Annotated in this window: 18 protein-coding genes, 1 tRNA gene and 2 rRNA genes; 17 read left to right on the forward strand and 4 right to left on the reverse strand. The window is 39.5% G+C overall.

Going from position 1 to position 15,725, the window contains the following annotated elements:
• The 7 genes from G8782_RS17105 to tsaD form a co-directional block, all read left to right on the forward strand.
• Positions 1 to 157, forward strand: a 23S ribosomal RNA gene (locus tag G8782_RS17105); the annotation flags it as partial.
• 83 nt (positions 158 to 240) lie between these two features.
• Positions 241 to 356, forward strand: a 5S ribosomal RNA gene (gene rrf, locus G8782_RS17110).
• Positions 357 to 476: 120 nt separating this feature from the next.
• Positions 477 to 549: transfer RNA gene (locus tag G8782_RS17115), tRNA-Asp, on the forward strand.
• 156 nt (positions 550 to 705) lie between these two features.
• Positions 706 to 1,158, forward strand: coding sequence for a tRNA (adenosine(37)-N6)-threonylcarbamoyltransferase complex ATPase subunit type 1 TsaE (gene tsaE, locus G8782_RS17120; protein WP_172373493.1), 453 nt, complete (start codon positions 706 to 708; stop codon positions 1,156 to 1,158).
• The gene (gene tsaB / locus G8782_RS17125) at positions 1,155 to 1,865 is read left to right on the forward strand and encodes a tRNA (adenosine(37)-N6)-threonylcarbamoyltransferase complex dimerization subunit type 1 TsaB (protein WP_172373501.1); all 711 of its coding nucleotides are present in this window, start codon (positions 1,155 to 1,157) and stop codon (positions 1,863 to 1,865) included. The genes tsaE and tsaB overlap by 4 nt, the downstream gene beginning before the upstream one ends.
• Complete coding sequence (gene rimI, locus G8782_RS17130) at positions 1,858 to 2,307, forward strand: ribosomal protein S18-alanine N-acetyltransferase (RefSeq protein WP_172373621.1); 450 nt, start codon at positions 1,858 to 1,860, stop codon at positions 2,305 to 2,307. The genes tsaB and rimI overlap by 8 nt, the downstream gene beginning before the upstream one ends.
• Entirely contained in the window at positions 2,307 to 3,329 is a 1,023-nt protein-coding gene (tsaD, locus tag G8782_RS17135) for a tRNA (adenosine(37)-N6)-threonylcarbamoyltransferase complex transferase subunit TsaD (RefSeq protein WP_172373511.1), read from the forward strand. Before rimI ends, tsaD begins: the two co-directional genes overlap by 1 nt.
• Before the next feature lie 356 nt (positions 3,330 to 3,685).
• Here tsaD and G8782_RS17140 read toward each other — a convergent pair whose 3' ends face one another.
• Positions 3,686 to 5,614, reverse strand: coding sequence for an ABC-F family ATP-binding cassette domain-containing protein (locus G8782_RS17140; protein ID WP_172373513.1), 1,929 nt, complete (start codon positions 5,612 to 5,614; stop codon positions 3,686 to 3,688).
• A 124-nt stretch (positions 5,615 to 5,738) separates the two neighbouring features.
• Between G8782_RS17140 and G8782_RS17145 the strand changes: the two genes are divergently transcribed.
• The 3 genes from G8782_RS17145 (at position 5,739) to tatC (ending at position 7,477) form a co-directional block, all read left to right on the forward strand.
• Positions 5,739 to 6,389 carry a redox-sensing transcriptional repressor Rex gene (locus tag G8782_RS17145; RefSeq protein WP_172373515.1) on the forward strand — a complete coding sequence of 217 codons (651 nt, stop codon included), beginning with the start codon at positions 5,739 to 5,741 and terminating at the stop codon, positions 6,387 to 6,389.
• Positions 6,390 to 6,515: 126 nt separating this feature from the next.
• On the forward strand, positions 6,516 to 6,704 hold the full coding sequence (locus tag G8782_RS17150) for a twin-arginine translocase TatA/TatE family subunit (protein WP_172373622.1): 189 nt from the start codon (positions 6,516 to 6,518) through the stop codon (positions 6,702 to 6,704).
• A gap of 17 nt (positions 6,705 to 6,721) precedes the next feature.
• Positions 6,722 to 7,477, forward strand: a complete 756-nt coding sequence (tatC, locus tag G8782_RS17155) for a twin-arginine translocase subunit TatC (protein WP_172373517.1) — start codon at positions 6,722 to 6,724, stop codon at positions 7,475 to 7,477.
• Between the two features lie 43 nt (positions 7,478 to 7,520).
• Here the strand turns inward: tatC and G8782_RS17160 are convergent, their stop codons facing one another.
• Entirely contained in the window at positions 7,521 to 8,258 is a 738-nt protein-coding gene (locus G8782_RS17160) for a CPBP family intramembrane glutamic endopeptidase (RefSeq protein ID WP_216667925.1), read from the reverse strand.
• Positions 8,259 to 8,442: 184 nt separating this feature from the next.
• Here G8782_RS17160 and groES point away from each other — a divergent pair, with 184 nt between their 5' ends.
• Together groES and groL are read left to right on the forward strand one after the other, a co-directional pair.
• A complete protein-coding gene (groES, locus tag G8782_RS17165; RefSeq protein ID WP_172373519.1) occupies positions 8,443 to 8,727 on the forward strand; it encodes a co-chaperone GroES in 285 nt (94 codons plus the stop codon).
• A gap of 58 nt (positions 8,728 to 8,785) precedes the next feature.
• Positions 8,786 to 10,423 (forward strand): chaperonin GroEL, encoded by a 1,638-nt coding sequence (gene groL / locus G8782_RS17170; RefSeq protein ID WP_172373521.1) that lies wholly within the window; start codon positions 8,786 to 8,788, stop codon positions 10,421 to 10,423.
• Between the two features lie 74 nt (positions 10,424 to 10,497).
• Here groL and G8782_RS17175 read toward each other — a convergent pair whose 3' ends face one another.
• Positions 10,498 to 11,679: a site-specific integrase gene (locus G8782_RS17175; protein WP_172373523.1), complete on the reverse strand. Its 1,182-nt coding sequence runs from the start codon at positions 11,677 to 11,679 to the stop codon at positions 10,498 to 10,500.
• A 2-nt stretch (positions 11,680 to 11,681) separates the two neighbouring features.
• Positions 11,682 to 12,200 (reverse strand): helix-turn-helix domain-containing protein, encoded by a 519-nt coding sequence (locus G8782_RS17180; protein ID WP_172373525.1) that lies wholly within the window; start codon positions 12,198 to 12,200, stop codon positions 11,682 to 11,684.
• Between the two features lie 149 nt (positions 12,201 to 12,349).
• On the opposite strand from G8782_RS17180, the gene G8782_RS17185 reads away from it, so the two are divergent.
• The 5 genes from G8782_RS17185 to G8782_RS17205 all read left to right on the forward strand — a co-directional run bounded on the left by G8782_RS17185 (position 12,350) and on the right by G8782_RS17205 (position 15,718).
• Positions 12,350 to 12,553 (forward strand): helix-turn-helix domain-containing protein, encoded by a 204-nt coding sequence (locus tag G8782_RS17185; RefSeq protein WP_172373527.1) that lies wholly within the window; start codon positions 12,350 to 12,352, stop codon positions 12,551 to 12,553.
• A complete protein-coding gene (locus G8782_RS17190; RefSeq protein ID WP_172373529.1) occupies positions 12,547 to 12,852 on the forward strand; it encodes an excisionase family DNA-binding protein in 306 nt (101 codons plus the stop codon). The genes G8782_RS17185 and G8782_RS17190 overlap by 7 nt, the downstream gene beginning before the upstream one ends.
• A 110-nt stretch (positions 12,853 to 12,962) precedes the next feature.
• Positions 12,963 to 13,340: a hypothetical protein gene (locus tag G8782_RS17195; RefSeq protein WP_172373530.1), complete on the forward strand. Its 378-nt coding sequence runs from the start codon at positions 12,963 to 12,965 to the stop codon at positions 13,338 to 13,340.
• Between the two features lie 175 nt (positions 13,341 to 13,515).
• Positions 13,516 to 14,400, forward strand: coding sequence for a bifunctional DNA primase/polymerase (locus tag G8782_RS17200; protein WP_172373531.1), 885 nt, complete (start codon positions 13,516 to 13,518; stop codon positions 14,398 to 14,400).
• 1 nt (position 14,401) lies between these two features.
• Positions 14,402 to 15,718 (forward strand): virulence-associated E family protein, encoded by a 1,317-nt coding sequence (locus G8782_RS17205; RefSeq protein WP_172373532.1) that lies wholly within the window; start codon positions 14,402 to 14,404, stop codon positions 15,716 to 15,718.
• Positions 15,719 to 15,725: the final 7 nt, after the last annotated feature.

Raw genomic sequence — 15,725 nt, forward strand, 5'->3', positions numbered from 1 at the left:
TGCTGAAAGCATCTAAGCATGAAGCCCCCTTCAAGATGAGATTTCCCATTACGCAAGTAAGTAAGATCCCTCAGAGAAGATGAGGTTGATAGGTCCGGGGTGTAAGTGCGGCGACGTACGTAGCTGACGGATACTAATTGATCGAGGACTTAACCTATTAAGTTAAAAGGGTTTGATTGACCCTGATTTGTGAACATTATCATTCGTTTTATCCAGTTTTGAGCGAACAAGCTCAAATAGTCTAGTGGCGATAGCGAAGAGGTCACACCCGTTCCCATACCGAACACGGAAGTTAAGCTCTTCAGCGCCGATGGTAGTTGGGGGCTTCCCCCTGCAAGAGTAGGACGTTGCTAGGCATATTTTTTCATTTCATCAACAGGTAAAGATTGATCAACTAAACAATAAATGCAATCAAGAAACCATGATTTATTGAAATGGAAATGGGGTAGGGTCAATGCCCTTCCTATACATACTAAGGTCCCGTGGTGTAGCGGTTAACATGCCTGCCTGTCACGCAGGAGATCGCGGGTTCGATTCCCGTCGGGACCGTCATTTAATTTAAAACATAGAAACCGATTACGGGATTTTCCCGGAGTCGGTTTTTTGTTTTATGATTTTAATAAGCGTCAACGCTTTCCGATAGAATATATTTTCTGTACAATTAAAGAAAATAAGCGGAGTGGACTACTCGAAAGGAAATAAAAAATGAAAAAACAATTTACCGTTCATTCCCTTAAGGAAACGGAACAGCTTGCCAAAAATCTTGCATTACTTGTATCTCCACCGGATGTCATTACTTTAGAAGGCGATTTGGGAGCCGGAAAAACAGCCTTTACACAGGCATTCGCGAAAGCAATTGGAATTACGCGGACTGTTAGCAGTCCTACGTTTACGATTTTAAAACAATATGAAGGGAAATTTCCTTTTAATCATTTGGATGTCTATCGGCTGGCCGGAAGTGAGGAAGATCTCGGTTGGGAAGAATTATTTTACGGTGATGCCGTCACTATTATTGAATGGGCTCATTTGATTGAGGAAGACTTACCAGCAGAACGTCTGGAAATTGAAATTGTTCATGCAGGAAATACAAAAAGAATTATTACTGTTAAGCCGCAAGGCGGCCGATATGAAAAAATTTGTGAGGGGTTAAGTTTATGATTTGGCTAGGAATAGATACAGCAAATATACCACTTTCAGTTGCAATCGTTAAAGATGGTGAAATACTTATTGAAGAAAACACCTCAATGGCAATTAACCATTCGCTTCGTGCGATGCCAGCGATTGATGAAGTGTTTCAAAAAACGGGTATTGCTCCTTCAGATATTAATGCAATTGCTGTATCTGAAGGACCAGGCTCGTATACAGGCGTGAGAATAGGCGTGACGATTGCGAAAACACTTGCATGGACGCTTAATAAACCGCTTATTGGGGTTTCTAGTTTAAAAGCGCTCGCTGCAAATGCCCTGTATTTTAATGGTTTACTTTGCCCAATTATAGATGCTCGGAGAAATAATGTGTATGCTGGTGCTTACCGGTTTGAAAATGGAAAGTTAACCGCAATAATTGAAGATGGACATTTTTCACTTGGGGAATTAATTGGAAAACTGAAATCTTTTAAATATCCAGTTTTGTTTATTGGAAAAGATACGTCATTGCATAAAGATCAATTGATTGATGAGCTTGCAGATCATGCAGTGTTTGCTCCAATCCAGTTTAATTTACCGCGTGCGTCTTCCCTCATTCATGCGGCACAGCAATTTGAAGAGAAAGTGGATATTCATAATTTCGTTCCAGAATATCGTCGAATTGCTGAAGCGGAGGCAAATTGGTTGAAAGCGCAGGAAAAGGGAAATGACCATGGTTAAAGAAATTATTTACCGTGAAATGGTGCGAGCTGATATTCCATCTGTAGTAACTATTGAAGAAGAAGCGTTTACGGTTCCATGGACACAAGAAATATTCGAACATGAGATGACTGGTAATAATTATGCTCATTATATTGTTGCGTTGGAAAATGATGAGGTAATTGGTCATTGTGGAATGTGGATTGTTTTGGACGAGTGTCATATCACGAATGTTGCTGTTCTGAAACGATTCAGAGGGTATAAAATTGGTGAAGGCTTAATGCGACAGGCTATTGCTCTTTGTGAAGAAATGAAAGTGAAGTTAATGACATTAGAAGTTCGAGTTAGTAACCATACAGCGCAAAACTTATATCGAAAGCTTGGCTTCCAAGAAGGCGGCATACGTAAAAACTATTATAGCGACGACGGCGAAGATGCCCTCGTCATGTGGGTGGAATTATAGTGAAAAAAGATTTGTATATATTAGGAATTGAAACAAGTTGTGATGAGACAGCAGCTTCTGTTGTGAAAAATGGAACAGAAATCGTTTCAAATGTAGTTGCATCGCAGATTAAAAGCCAAAAAAGATTTGGCGGTGTTGTCCCGGAAATCGCTTCTAGACACCACGTTGAGCAAATTACATTAGTTATTGAAGAAGCGCTTCAAATTGCCAAATTGCAACCAAAGGATTTAGATGCAGTTGCGGTGACGGAGGGACCAGGTCTAGTAGGAGCTTTGCTTATCGGGATTAATGCCGCAAAGGCATTTGCATTCGCAAATCAATTGCCGATCGTCGGTGTGCATCATATTGCGGGCCATATATATGCCAACCAACTTATTCAACCGATGGAGTTCCCAATGCTTGCACTCATCGTTTCAGGTGGTCACACTGAGCTTGTTCTTATGAAAGAGCACGGATTATTTGAATTGATTGGAGAGACGCGTGACGACGCAGCAGGGGAAGCCTATGATAAAGTTGCTCGCGTACTCGGATTGTCTTATCCGGGCGGACCGGAAATTGACCGATTAGCTACTGAAAGCGATGGGGAAGTCGAATTCCCGAGGGCGTGGCTTGAACCGGAATCATACGATTTTAGTTTTAGCGGACTCAAGTCATCAGTTATTAACTATAAACATAATTTGGAACAGCGCGGGGAGCATGTAAATCCACATCATGTGGCGGCAGGCTTTCAAGCTAGTGTTGTTGATGTGCTAACGACAAAAACAGTACGAGCAGCACAGGAATTTAATGTGAAACAGGTCATAGCCGCGGGTGGTGTCGCTGCGAACAAACAGCTGCGCACATCACTTGAAGCGAAATTTAAAGAACTAAATATTCCTTTTTATGTCCCGCCTATATCGCTTTGCACAGATAATGCTGCAATGATAGCTGCAGCAGGATCTTCAATGTTTGAGAGCGGAATACGGGGCACGTTGTCGATGAATGGAAGACCTGGGATGGAGCTTGTTTCTTGGAATAAATAGTAGAACGTGGAGAATGTCTATTCGGACAATTTCCACGTTTTTATTTTGGTGTTTTATCAATTGTCAAGAGGAACATTCGTACTTATGAACATGTTGTGGATAACTTGTTGATAACTAAGGTAGTTGTTTATTTAATAATAAAATTGATGGGATAACTTTGTGTATAATAAAATATATATCTGTGGAGAATGTGGGAAAGTGCATCATAACGTTGTTTTTAAAGTGTTTATACTGTGGATAAGGTTGTGGAGAAGTTAATTATTTGATAGAGTTCATTCACATGTTATTTCAGAAAAATAAATAGCCATCCCATGATTGTGCATGAAGATGACCATTTATTTGATTTTGTTTTCAGTTTATAAATGTTCAAGTTCTTCTTGTAAAGTGAGCCAGTTTTCAGCTTTTTCGTCATGTTCGGCTTGCAAGTTGTCGATGCTATTTTGAATTTCCATAAGCTTTACATGATCATCCGCATAATCAGGATTTGATAGTTTAATTTCATAAGACGCAATGCGTTCATCAAGCGCATTAATTTCAGCCTCAATTTCAGCGATTGCACGTGTTAATCTTCTCTCTTGTCGCTTTTTTTCTCTATCATCGCCCTGTCCGGTTGCTGCTGGGCGCTTGTTTGCTAATGAGGCTCGCTCTTTATCTGCTAGTAGTTCTTCTTGTTCTTGTTTCTTTTCCACGTAGTAATCGTAGTCGCCTAAATATTCAACTGCACCTTGTGGACTGATATCGATGACTTTTGTTGCTAGGCGATTAATGAAATACCGATCATGTGATACGAAGACGATAGTGCCAGGAAAATCATCCAGTGCATTTTCGAGAATCTCTTTACTATCCAAGTCCAAGTGGTTTGTCGGCTCATCCAATATGAGCGTGTTAGATTTCTGTAGCATCAATTTCGCAAGAGAAAGTCGTGCTTTTTCCCCGCCGGATAATGATGTTACGGATTTTCCGGCGTCATCTCCAGTGAAAAGAAAACGGCCAAGAACACTTCGTATGTCTTTCTCGTTCATCATCGGCCATTCACTCCATAGTTCCTCCAGGACGGTATCATTACCGACTAGGGTGGCCTGCTCTTGATCGTAATAGCCGAATTGAACATTTGTCCCGTATCTAATTTCTCCGGAAAGTTCGGCTTGCTTTTTTACTATTGTTTTTAGTAAAGTCGATTTTCCGACGCCGTTTGGTCCAATTAATGCGATTCGTTCGCCTTTATACACACGTAGGTTAAGATTTTTTGAAATTGGAGTATCATTATATCCGATAGCCAGATTATCTATCGCAAGGACATCGTTCCCGCTTGGACGCTCGATAGAAAAAGTAAAGTTAGCTGACTTTTCATCACCATCCGGGGACTCCATCCAATTCGTTCGTTCCAACATTTTACGACGACTTTGGGCCATCTTAGATGTTGAAGCACGTGCAATATTCCGTTGGATAAAATCTTCGAGATTAGCGCGTTCACTTACTTCTCTTTCGTACATCTTTAAATCACGTTCATAGTTTTTTGCTTTTTCGTTAAGATAAGCGCTATAATTGCCATGGTATTTTGCTACTTTATGTCTTGAAACTTCATAAACAATCGTAACAATTTCATCGAGGAAATAGCGATCATGCGAGACAATCAACAATGCACCCTCGTAATTTACAAGGTATTTTTCTAGCCAACTGAGCGTCTCAATGTCAAGATGGTTTGTCGGTTCATCTAAAATTAATAAATCAGGACTGCTTAGCAACATTTTAGCGAGTGCAAGTCTCGTTTTTTGACCACCAGATAACAGGTTAACTTGTTTTGTATAATCCTCCGGGTAAAATCTCATGCCGTGAAGAACAGACCGTGTGTCTGCTTCATATTGATAGCCTTTTGAATTACTGAATTCAGTTTGTAATTCATCATATTCGGTCGAAACCCGATTGAATTCAATGCTATTTGAAAAGATTGCTGGATCTGCCATTTGTTCTTCTAGGGCGCGGATTCGCCTTTCCATTGCTCGAAGCGGCTCGAAAACGGTCATCATTTCATCCCAAACCGTTAATGAAGAATCAATCCCAGAATGTTGTTCAAGGTATCCAATTCGTATATTCCTCGGGATGATTAAATCACCCGAATCTGCAGTCATTTCACCCGCTATTACTTTTAGCAAGGTTGATTTTCCGGCACCGTTCCGTCCAACAAGGGCTACGCGGTCGCGCTGATGTACTTCTAGTTGAACATTATCTAAAATAGTCGTTCCTGAAAATGATTTAGTTAAAGCATTGACTTGTAAAACAATCATAATAAAACACCTCTATTCTTCTCTAGTCTAATAGAACAGCGCAATGCGCGCAATGGCCAGCTTTACAATAATCAGTAATTAAGATAGGATAGAATAGGCTCTAAGTACGTGTAGGAGGGGTAATATGGCAGAGGAAATGCCTCAGATACCACAGGCAACGTCTAAACGATTGCCTCTTTATTATAGATTTCTCCAAAACTTTGCAAACGCAAACAAAAAGCGCGTTTCATCCAGCGAATTAAGCGAAGCAATGAAAATAGATGCAGCGACAATTCGGCGGGATTTTTCTCATTTTGGCGCGCTCGGTAGAAAAGGATACGGGTATGATGTTCAGTATTTAGTCAATTTTTTTCGTACAATTCTTGATCAAGATGAAGAAACTGATGTAGCCCTTTTCGGTGTAGGAAGCTTAGGCAGTGCTTTTTTAAAATATAACTTTCATAAAAATCATAATACGCGTATCGTAGTGGCGTTTGATACTAATGCTCCGGTTGAGGGGAAGACGATAAGCGGGATTCCCATTTATCATCCGAGGGTTGCTGAAGAGAAGCTGAAGGAGCATGGAATCGAACTTGCTATCCTGACATTGCCATCAGACGTTGCACAAGGCGTTACAGATGATCTGGTTCGCTTTGGAATTAGAGGGATTTTAAACTTTACCCCCGTACGTCTTGCAGCACCAGAATCCGTTCGCGTCCATACAATCGATTTATCTGTAGAATTACAGACGCTTATTTATTTCATGAAAAATGACGTTAAAGATTCACAAATGTAACAGCCCTATTATAGCAATGTAGGCGATTTTAGTGTAAAATATTGATAAGTGAGAGGGACGAGTCTAATATCCCTAGCGACTAGGTAACGCGTTTACCAACTCTTGAATAGGAGGTGTCCGAAGATGATGCCAGGTGCTATGAGTCTTGTTTTAATTGCAATTATTGCATTGCTTGTATTTGGTCCGAAGAAGTTGCCCGAGATAGGAAAAGCATTCGGTTCTTCATTGCGTGAATTTAAAAATGCGACACAGGGACTCGTCAAAGATGACGACGGAGTTAAGAAAGCAGAAAAGACCGAAGAAGAACAGAAGTGAGTTAGGATGTTAGTCCGATGAACGATAAAAATTTAACAATCATTGAACATATAGATGAATTGAGAAAACGGCTGATGGTAATCGTCGTTTTCTTTGTTGTAGCGATCATAGGCAGTTTTTTTCTTGCGAAACCGCTCATTCGTTTTCTCCAGATGCACGGTGAAGCAAGAGATATAACATTGAATGCATTCAATGTTATCGATCCGATGTTGATTTTTTTAAAAGTAATTTTCTTTATTGCGATAGTCATCATATCTCCGATTCTTATGTACCAAATGTGGTCTTTTATTGCTCCCGGCCTGCACGAAAAAGAACGACGTGCGACGTTGAGTTATATTCCATACGCTTTTTTACTATTGCTTGGCGGGATTTCTTTCGCCTATTTTGTCTTGCTGCCGTACGTCATAAAATTCATGATGATGTTATCAACGGACCTAGGTATCACACAGACAATTGGTATTAATGAATACTTTAATTTCTTATTTCAAATTACGATCCCATTCGGGATTGTATTTCAATTACCGGTTGTAATTGTGTTTTTAGCACGGCTTGGTATATTAAATCCATCACTACTTGTGAAAATACGAAAATATGCATACTTTGGTTTATTTGTAATAGCAGCATTCATAACACCGCCTGATTTAATGTCCCATTTGTTTGTGACGGTACCGCTGTTTATACTTTATGAGTTTAGTATTGTTATTTCTCGCGTCGGTTACCGAAAATATTTAAAAGCGGAACAACAACGACAAATTGAAGATGCTACAAATTAATAAAAAGTCTTCCAACCGAATGATGATCGGATGGAAGACTTTTTTATCTTATTAGGAATGCTATGAAAGATTGATGCATATTCTGTAGTTGTTCAATCTTGTCATAATTCAGTTGGACGGTGACAACGAGTCCATTCATTAATAAATGTGAAATCATCGGTGCGATCAATCTTTTTGTTTTGAAGTAGATGAATGAGAAAACAAGACCAGGCGCTAAGTAAATGAGCAAATGTTGGAGTTCTCCATGGACAGCCGCGAATATTAATCCACTCACTAAAGCGGCGATGATGAAATTGGTTTTTTGATAAAGACCGCCGAAAATAACTCGCCTGAATACAATTTCTTCTAACAGTGGTGCGAATACCACAATACAAATGATGATAATGGGAGATACTTTAGCGATTTCAGATAGAAAAGCTGTATTTTCCGAGCCTGGTTCGATACCCATCATTTGTTCGATAAAACCTGCAGCCATTTGCCCGAAAAGTGCAAGAAAAAACCCAATGACGCCCCATAAAATAGTGCTCCCCACCGAAGCTGGTTTTCCTTTAAATACATGAAAGAACTTTTTTCTTGTGAAAATTAATAGAAGGAAGATAATCGCAGCCAGGGTATTAGCGGTGAAAAGCGACCATGCAATTCCATGATATTCAGCCTCTTGTGAAGTTAAGCTTGGATTTCCTTTAAAGTATTGAAAAATCGGCTTAACTAAAAATACGCTGCCGATTTGCATAATTACGTAAGTGAAGATCAGGTAAAAATAGATTTTCCAGTTTTTCAAAATGTTCATCCCCTTAAATAACAACTGCTGTTATTTTAGCTGTTTTAACCAACATTAGCAAAGGGAAGAATGTATGAGTAAATTACTTGCAAAATAGGCAGATGTTTATTATGATTAGAATTGTGTTAGCACTCCTTGTAGATGAGTGCTAAAAGAAATTATTATCTTTGGGAGGTTGTTTTACTTGTTGAAACCATTAGGTGACCGTATCGTAATCGAATTAGTTGAGGCGGAAGAAAAAACGGCGAGCGGCATTATCGTGCCTGATTCTGCGAAAGAAAAACCGCAAGAAGGAAAAGTAATTGCTGCTGGAACAGGGCGCGTTTTGGAAAATGGCCAACGTGTCGACTTAGAAGTTAAGGAAGGCGACAAGATTATCTTCTCAAAATACTCCGGAACTGAAGTTAAACATGAAGGTAATGAATATTTAATCCTGCGTGAAAGCGACGTTTTAGCTGTTATCGGTTAATTCTAGGAAAAAATGAGTACTGTACAAACATGCTTAAAATTCAGGAGGGAAATTATAAATGGCTAAAGAAATTAAATTTAATGAAGATGCACGTAGTGCGATGCAACGCGGAGTTGACAAGCTTGCGGATACAGTTAAGGTAACACTCGGACCAAAAGGACGTAACGTTGTTCTTGAGAAAGCTTTTGGATCGCCACTTATTACAAATGATGGTGTAACGATTGCTCGTGAAATCGAACTTGAAGACAAATTTGAAGATATGGGTGCAAAACTCGTAGCTGAAGTTGCTTCAAAAACGAACGAAATCGCTGGTGACGGGACGACGACAGCTACAGTTCTTGCGCAAGCAATGATTAGCGAAGGTCTTAAAAACGTAACAGCGGGTGCAAACCCAGTTGGAATCCGTAAAGGAATCGAGCTAGCTGTTAAAGAAGCTGTTGAGCAGTTAACAGTTATTTCAAAACCAATCGAAGAAAAAGAGTCAATCGCACAAGTTGCAGCAATATCTTCAGGTGATGAAGAAGTTGGTAAGCTAATCGCGGATGCAATGGAGCGCGTTGGAAACGACGGCGTTATTACAATCGAAGAATCAAAAGGATTCACAACTGAACTTGACGTAGTTGAAGGAATGCAGTTTGACCGCGGCTATGCTTCAGCATATATGGCCACAGATACGGACAAAATGGAAGCAGTTCTTGACAATCCATATATTTTAATTACAGATAAAAAGATTACAAACATTCAAGAGATCTTACCTGTTCTTGAGCAAGTTGTACAACAAGGTAAACCACTTCTAATGATTGCGGAAGACGTTGAAGGAGAAGCACTTGCAACACTAGTTGTAAACAAACTTCGCGGTACGTTTAACGCGGTAGCAGTTAAAGCACCGGGCTTTGGTGATCGTCGTAAAGCAATGCTAGAAGACATCGCAATCCTTACAGGCGGCGAACTTATCACAGAAGACCTTGGACTTGACCTGAAAGAAACACAAATTACTCAACTTGGTACAGCTTCAAAAGTAGTTGTTACGAAAGATAACACGACAATTGTAGAAGGTGCTGGAGATTCAGACCAAATCGCAGGCCGTGTCAATCAAATCCGTACGCAACTTGAAGAAACGACATCTGAGTTCGATAAAGAAAAACTACAAGAGCGCCTTGCGAAACTTTCAGGAGGCGTTGCAGTTATCAAGGTTGGAGCAGCTACTGAAACTGAGTTGAAAGAGCGCAAACTTCGTATTGAAGATGCACTGAACTCAACACGTGCAGCTGTAGAAGAAGGAATCGTTTCGGGCGGCGGAACTGCACTCGTTAACGTTTACAATAAAGTAGCTACTCTTATCGAATCTACTGAAGGTGACGTAGCAACAGGCGTGAACATTGTTCTGCGCGCACTAGAAGAACCAGTTCGTCAAATCGCAAACAACGCGGGCCTTGAAGGGTCAATCGTTGTAGATCGTCTAAAGCGTGAAGAAATCGGTATCGGTTTCGACGCAGCAGAAGGCAACTGGGTGAACATGATGGATGCAGGTATCGTCGACCCAACTAAGGTTACACGTTACGCGCTTCAACACGCGGCATCTGTTGCAGCTATGTTCCTGACAACTGAAGCAGTTGTTGCAAATATTCCACAAGAAAATGCTGGCGGCGGAATGCCGGATATGGGCGGCATGGGTGGAATGGGCGGAATGATGTAAGGGGTCATATAAACCCCGTTACAAAAAGTTTTGTTAGCATGAACTTATTATTTGTTCATGTTTATGCTCATGTTTCATTGAATAAGATTATTAGAGAGGTCTTTCATCAGGTTACCAAACCTAGTGGAAGCCTCTTTTTTTATGTTTTTTGTCATGTGCGCATAAATTGAAAATGTAGTGTTAATATCCGAATGTCCAAGACGTTCCTGTATTTCCTTTATGTGAACATTAGCTTCAATGAGCAAAGAGGTGTGTGTATGTCTGAATGAGTGGGGAGTCACATTCTTTTTAATGTTTGTCCTTTTTAAGAGTCGCTGCATCCTAATGGCGAAATGTTTGATCGTTTTAGGATATCCTTCATTGGTTACAAAAATAAAGTCATTATCATTATAAAGTGGTTCGTTATCTTGTATTGTTCTTTCTTGTTCCTGTTTATGCAGATTGAGCAAATCGATTAATAGGGTATCAATAGAAATGGTACGTATAGAACTTTCTGTTTTTGGAGTAAGTAACTGATAATGTAGTTTGTTATTGGTTGGATTGTAATACGTTTTATATACCCTTAGTGTGTTGTTTATGAAATCAATATCAGACCATTTCAGAGCAATCATTTCACCTATACGAAGACCGGTATATGCCAGCAAAGTGAACGTTAATAAATCACCCTCTAAGCCTTCGTTTTTCGCAACGGTTAGAAATTCTTCCAATTCTTCTTTTTCAAGAAATTTTTCATTTATGTCGTCACCTTTTTCAAGATCAGCAACAGTTTTTTTCTTTTTAGCTAATTTAATGTCTTTTGTAGGTATGTCCTTAATTAATTTATTTTCATGAGCATAAACAAAAACCATGTTCGCAGAAGTGTGGATACTGGAAACATAGTTTGTACTGAATCGGTTAGATAAGTCATCTATCGTGTCCTGGTATACCTTTTTCGTTATTTTTTGAATTGGGGTTTGACCAAAAACACTAATAATGTGAGTCAACGCTATACGCCTAGCCCTTTGGCTACTTTCTTTTGCGCCTTGTGAAAGATAATGTTTTAACCAATCCTTACAAAGTGCTTCAAACGTAATAGCGGATGGTTCAATATATTCACCTTTGTGAAATTGCCTTTCGAACAATGCGGCAGCAAGTTGGGCATCTTTCTTTGTTAAAAATCCCGACTTGCTGGCCTGTTTATCCTTTCCAGTGACCGGGTCTTTTCCAGCATAGGCACGGTATGCCCATTTACTACCCCGTTTATAGATGTATGCCATGTTTAATCACCTTCTTTTTTTATAACAAAATGTTCGATAAACGTTTTTATATCTTGCTTGTCGGAATCAGAAAGTTCGTTTTCTTTGTAAAATAAGTCGCGCTTTAAATCGAGAATGTAATTCAAATCATGCATATTATTCTTGTAAGTGGCGTCATAACTCTGGACTTGTTTTTCAAAGATTAGGTGACGTGCCTTCAGCATTTCTAAGTCTTTCTTATCTGTTGATCGCTTCATTTCTTCAACTAGTGTATCCATTTCTTCTTGACTAGAGGTTATACGGTGTTTGAAATATTCCTCCGGGCTTAAATAACCTGCAGAGTACAACAGATAGTTGTAATCAACATTCAATCCTTTCGCTAGCTCGGATAAAAATTCATAGGATGGTTTTTTCTTTTTCCCGTTTTCAACCATCGAAATATACGCATCAGAGTAACCTATCTTTTCACTCAATTTTCCTAAAGTCATTTCTCTTCTTGTTCGCTGCCTTTTTATATATTCCCCGAGTTCATTCGATTTCATCGAGTTTCCCCCTCTTTTTATTAACTCAATTTTAACACAAAAATTAACCTCAGTAAATATTTAAGTTTAAATGTATTGATTTCTTAAAACGTACGTGGTATCTTTTAACTAGAGTTAACTAACTGCAGTTAAAAGTGAGGAGGGAAAAAATGAGCAGAATGAAAACAATTCGATTGCAAAGAGGTTTGAAGCAAAAGGATATCGCTATGGGTACTGGATTGAGTAAGGCATCTATATCGCTTTATGAAAACGGTAAAAGCAGACCATCTATGAATAGCGCTTTTAAAGTGGCTAGGGTTTTAGATGCTACTGTTGACGACTTATTCGGAGGGACAGGTGGTAGTCAGTGCTAGATATTCAAGTCAATGAAGAAACAGTAAAGTCGATGCTTGAAAAAGCGATTAATGCACGAGTCGAGAAATTAGCAAAACAAAAATATTTCATGACTTATAACGAACTAGCCGAATACCTAAATTTATCAAAACCAACCATCGAAGACCGTCTGATCAAAAACGGCATGAAGTATTACAAGCAAGGAAGTAAGTACCTTTTTAAGCGTGATGAAGTAGATGCATTTCTGGATAGTATGACCGCCAGTATGACCGCGACAAATAACGATATAAAGTTTTTTACTATTTTGAAAGGGGGGTAGAAAATTATGACTAAACAAACAATTGATTTAGGGCTGTTAATTAAAAAGTTGACTGTATTGGTCGAGGAAAAGAAAGCGAGAGAGAAAAAATAAATGAGGAGGAAGAAAAAATGACAATTACAAACGAAAGAACGGAAGACATTAAACATTTAACGCAGGAATTAGAAAGTGAGGTTGGTTCATTAAATTTGCAGGTAATCACAATGGGAGACATCCAAACAACGTTAGGACATTTGCGCGTGGATATGGATAACGTGAAAAACTTGAGACTACAGTTTGATGAATTTCACCGGACAGTCAGAATGTTAGACGATTTAATGAGGTACAACATGATTGATCTAATGGAAGACTTGAAAAATATTCAATATTTAAAAGAGGGATTGTTCGATGCTGCAGTAAGAGAAGGAAAAGTTGATGACGAAACAGAATGCAGACCGATTGAACAACAAAAAAAAGCCTCGACCGGCAAGTCGAAAGGCAAATTATAAAACATTCTACTTTCAATTATACGCTAGTTTCTATGATTTATTCAAGAAAAAAGAAAAAACGTTGTTTTCCGACGACGTGAGGGAGAAGGAAGGTCGCAAGTGAGTGACCAAAAGAGAAAAGGCTACCACTTGTGACTGCAATCGAACCGAAATTAATCGGAAGGAGGATTGAGTTATGACTAAACCTTTAGAAGTACCAAATCATATAGAAGAACCTAAAAATGAGCCATCACAAAAGCATAAAGCCGCTTCATATTATGCACATCATTACAAATGGTCAGTATTCCCCGTTCATAGTATACGGGATGGTGAATGCACATGCGGCAAAAATAACTGTAGTCAAGCGGGCAAACACCCCAGGACAATGCACGGTCTGAGAGATGCAACTGTAAACCAGAGCCTAATCAATCATTGGTGGTCAGAATGGCGCGATGCAAATATTGGCATAGCTACAGGTCGCACATCGGGTTTCATTGTGATTGATATAGATGATGGTGGAGAGGAATCACTTGAACAACTAGCAGAACAATACGGGCCACTTCCTAATACGGTTGAGTCTATTACTGGAAGTGGTGGGCGACATATATTGCTAGGATTCTCTGAAGGTTTTAAAGGGACTATAAGCAATAAACAGGCTTGGTTGCCCGGAGTCGACATTAGGGGAGATGGCGGTTACATCGTAGCTCCACCATCCTTACACAATAGCGGTAAACATTACGAATGGGAACTATCAAGTAGACCGGACGAAGTACAGATTCAGACCATGCCTGAATGGTTACTCAATTCATTAGTACAGCCAGAGGGCAATAAAGTCGAGAAAAAGCCCAACAGTCATTGGATTCAAATAATGGCGGGGTTGAGCGAAGGTCAAGGGAGGAATCCAGCGGCAGCATCATTAGCCGGCCATTTGTTCAGGCGCTACATAGACCCTTATCTAGTATTGGAAATTATGGAGATGTGGGATCAGCGTAACAATCCACCATTAGGTGATGAACTTTATAAAGTGATAAACAGTATTTTTGAAAAAGAGATTAAGAGAAGAAATAGAGGTGGAGCATAAAATGGCTCGTGAGCATGTTTTAGCTTCATTCGAAGAACATCGAGTTAAAAAGAAGGAATCCGGAACAGAAGCTAATTTTGTCAAAAATAAGGACGGTGGGATTAAAAAAACGCTATCCAATCTAAGGGAAATGCTAATTTTTGAACCTAAAATAGAAGGTCTCGGCTTTGATGAATTCGCACAGGAAATTACAGTGAATAAAAGCGCTATTACAGATGAATTTATAGCAGATTTAAGGCTCGCCATTGATAAAAAGTACCATATAACATTTACCAAAGAGGATATTTTACAAATGGTGAGTTCCATTGCTAGAGAAAAAAACTCTTATCATCCTATTAAACAAATTATTGAGGATAAAGATTGGGACAAGCAACCTAGAGCAGAATTGATATTTACAGACTACCTAGGAGCAGAAAATAATCCATATACCCGTGCAGTTGCGAGAAAGTGGCTTGCCGGCGCGGTGGCTCGGATATATGAACCAGGCGTGAAAATGGAAATGGTTCCGGTATTACAAGGTAAGCAAGGAGTAGGAAAGAGTACGATAGCCAGTAAGCTGGGCGGTGAGTTTTTTGTGGACAGTCTTGCTTCCCTCGGGAAAACAAAAGACGATTACCAGCTACTAATCGGATCGTGGATCATTGAGTTAGGAGAACTTGCCAGTTTCAACAGCACTGAAACGGAAAAAGTAAAATCGTTCATCAGCGCTAAGTTCGACAAGATTCGCTTACCTTATAGCGTTATTCCACAGAAATATCACCGTACTTGTGTATTCATTGGAACAACAAACAATGGCGAGTTCTTGAACGACTTGACGGGTAACAGACGATTCTTCCCTATCCCACTAGAGAAAAAGGCGAAGAAAGATGTTTTCGCGCTGGATAATGAAACAATTCAACAAATATGGGCAGAAGCCTTTGTCCTATATAGAAACGGTGAAAAGTTATTCCTTGATGATGAGGAAGATGAAGCAATCGCAGAACAATATCGCAACCAGGCAACAGAAGAAAGTCTATTCTTCATAAACATTGAGGATTACTTGGAAATGAAAGTTCCTGAACATTGGGATTCAATGAATATGGAAGATCAAAAATTCAAGTTCGGCAGATACCAGCACGGACAACCAGCGCCGGGCACTTACCTTCTTCGCAAGACAACAGCAAAAGAAGTCGCTTATATGCTCGGACTGGATGGAAAAGACAGAAACGCCAATTCGCAGATGAAGAAGATTAAATTGTATATGGATAATCATGGAGGTTGGGAAAGCAAGCCTGTTTACATTAAAGGAAAAACACAAAGAGGATATATGAGAAAGTGAAGCAGAA

Origin of the sequence: Sporosarcina jiandibaonis (assembly GCF_013184495.1) — a bacterium.
In the GTDB taxonomy this organism is placed as follows: Bacteria; Bacillota; Bacilli; order Bacillales_A; family Planococcaceae; genus Sporosarcina; species Sporosarcina jiandibaonis.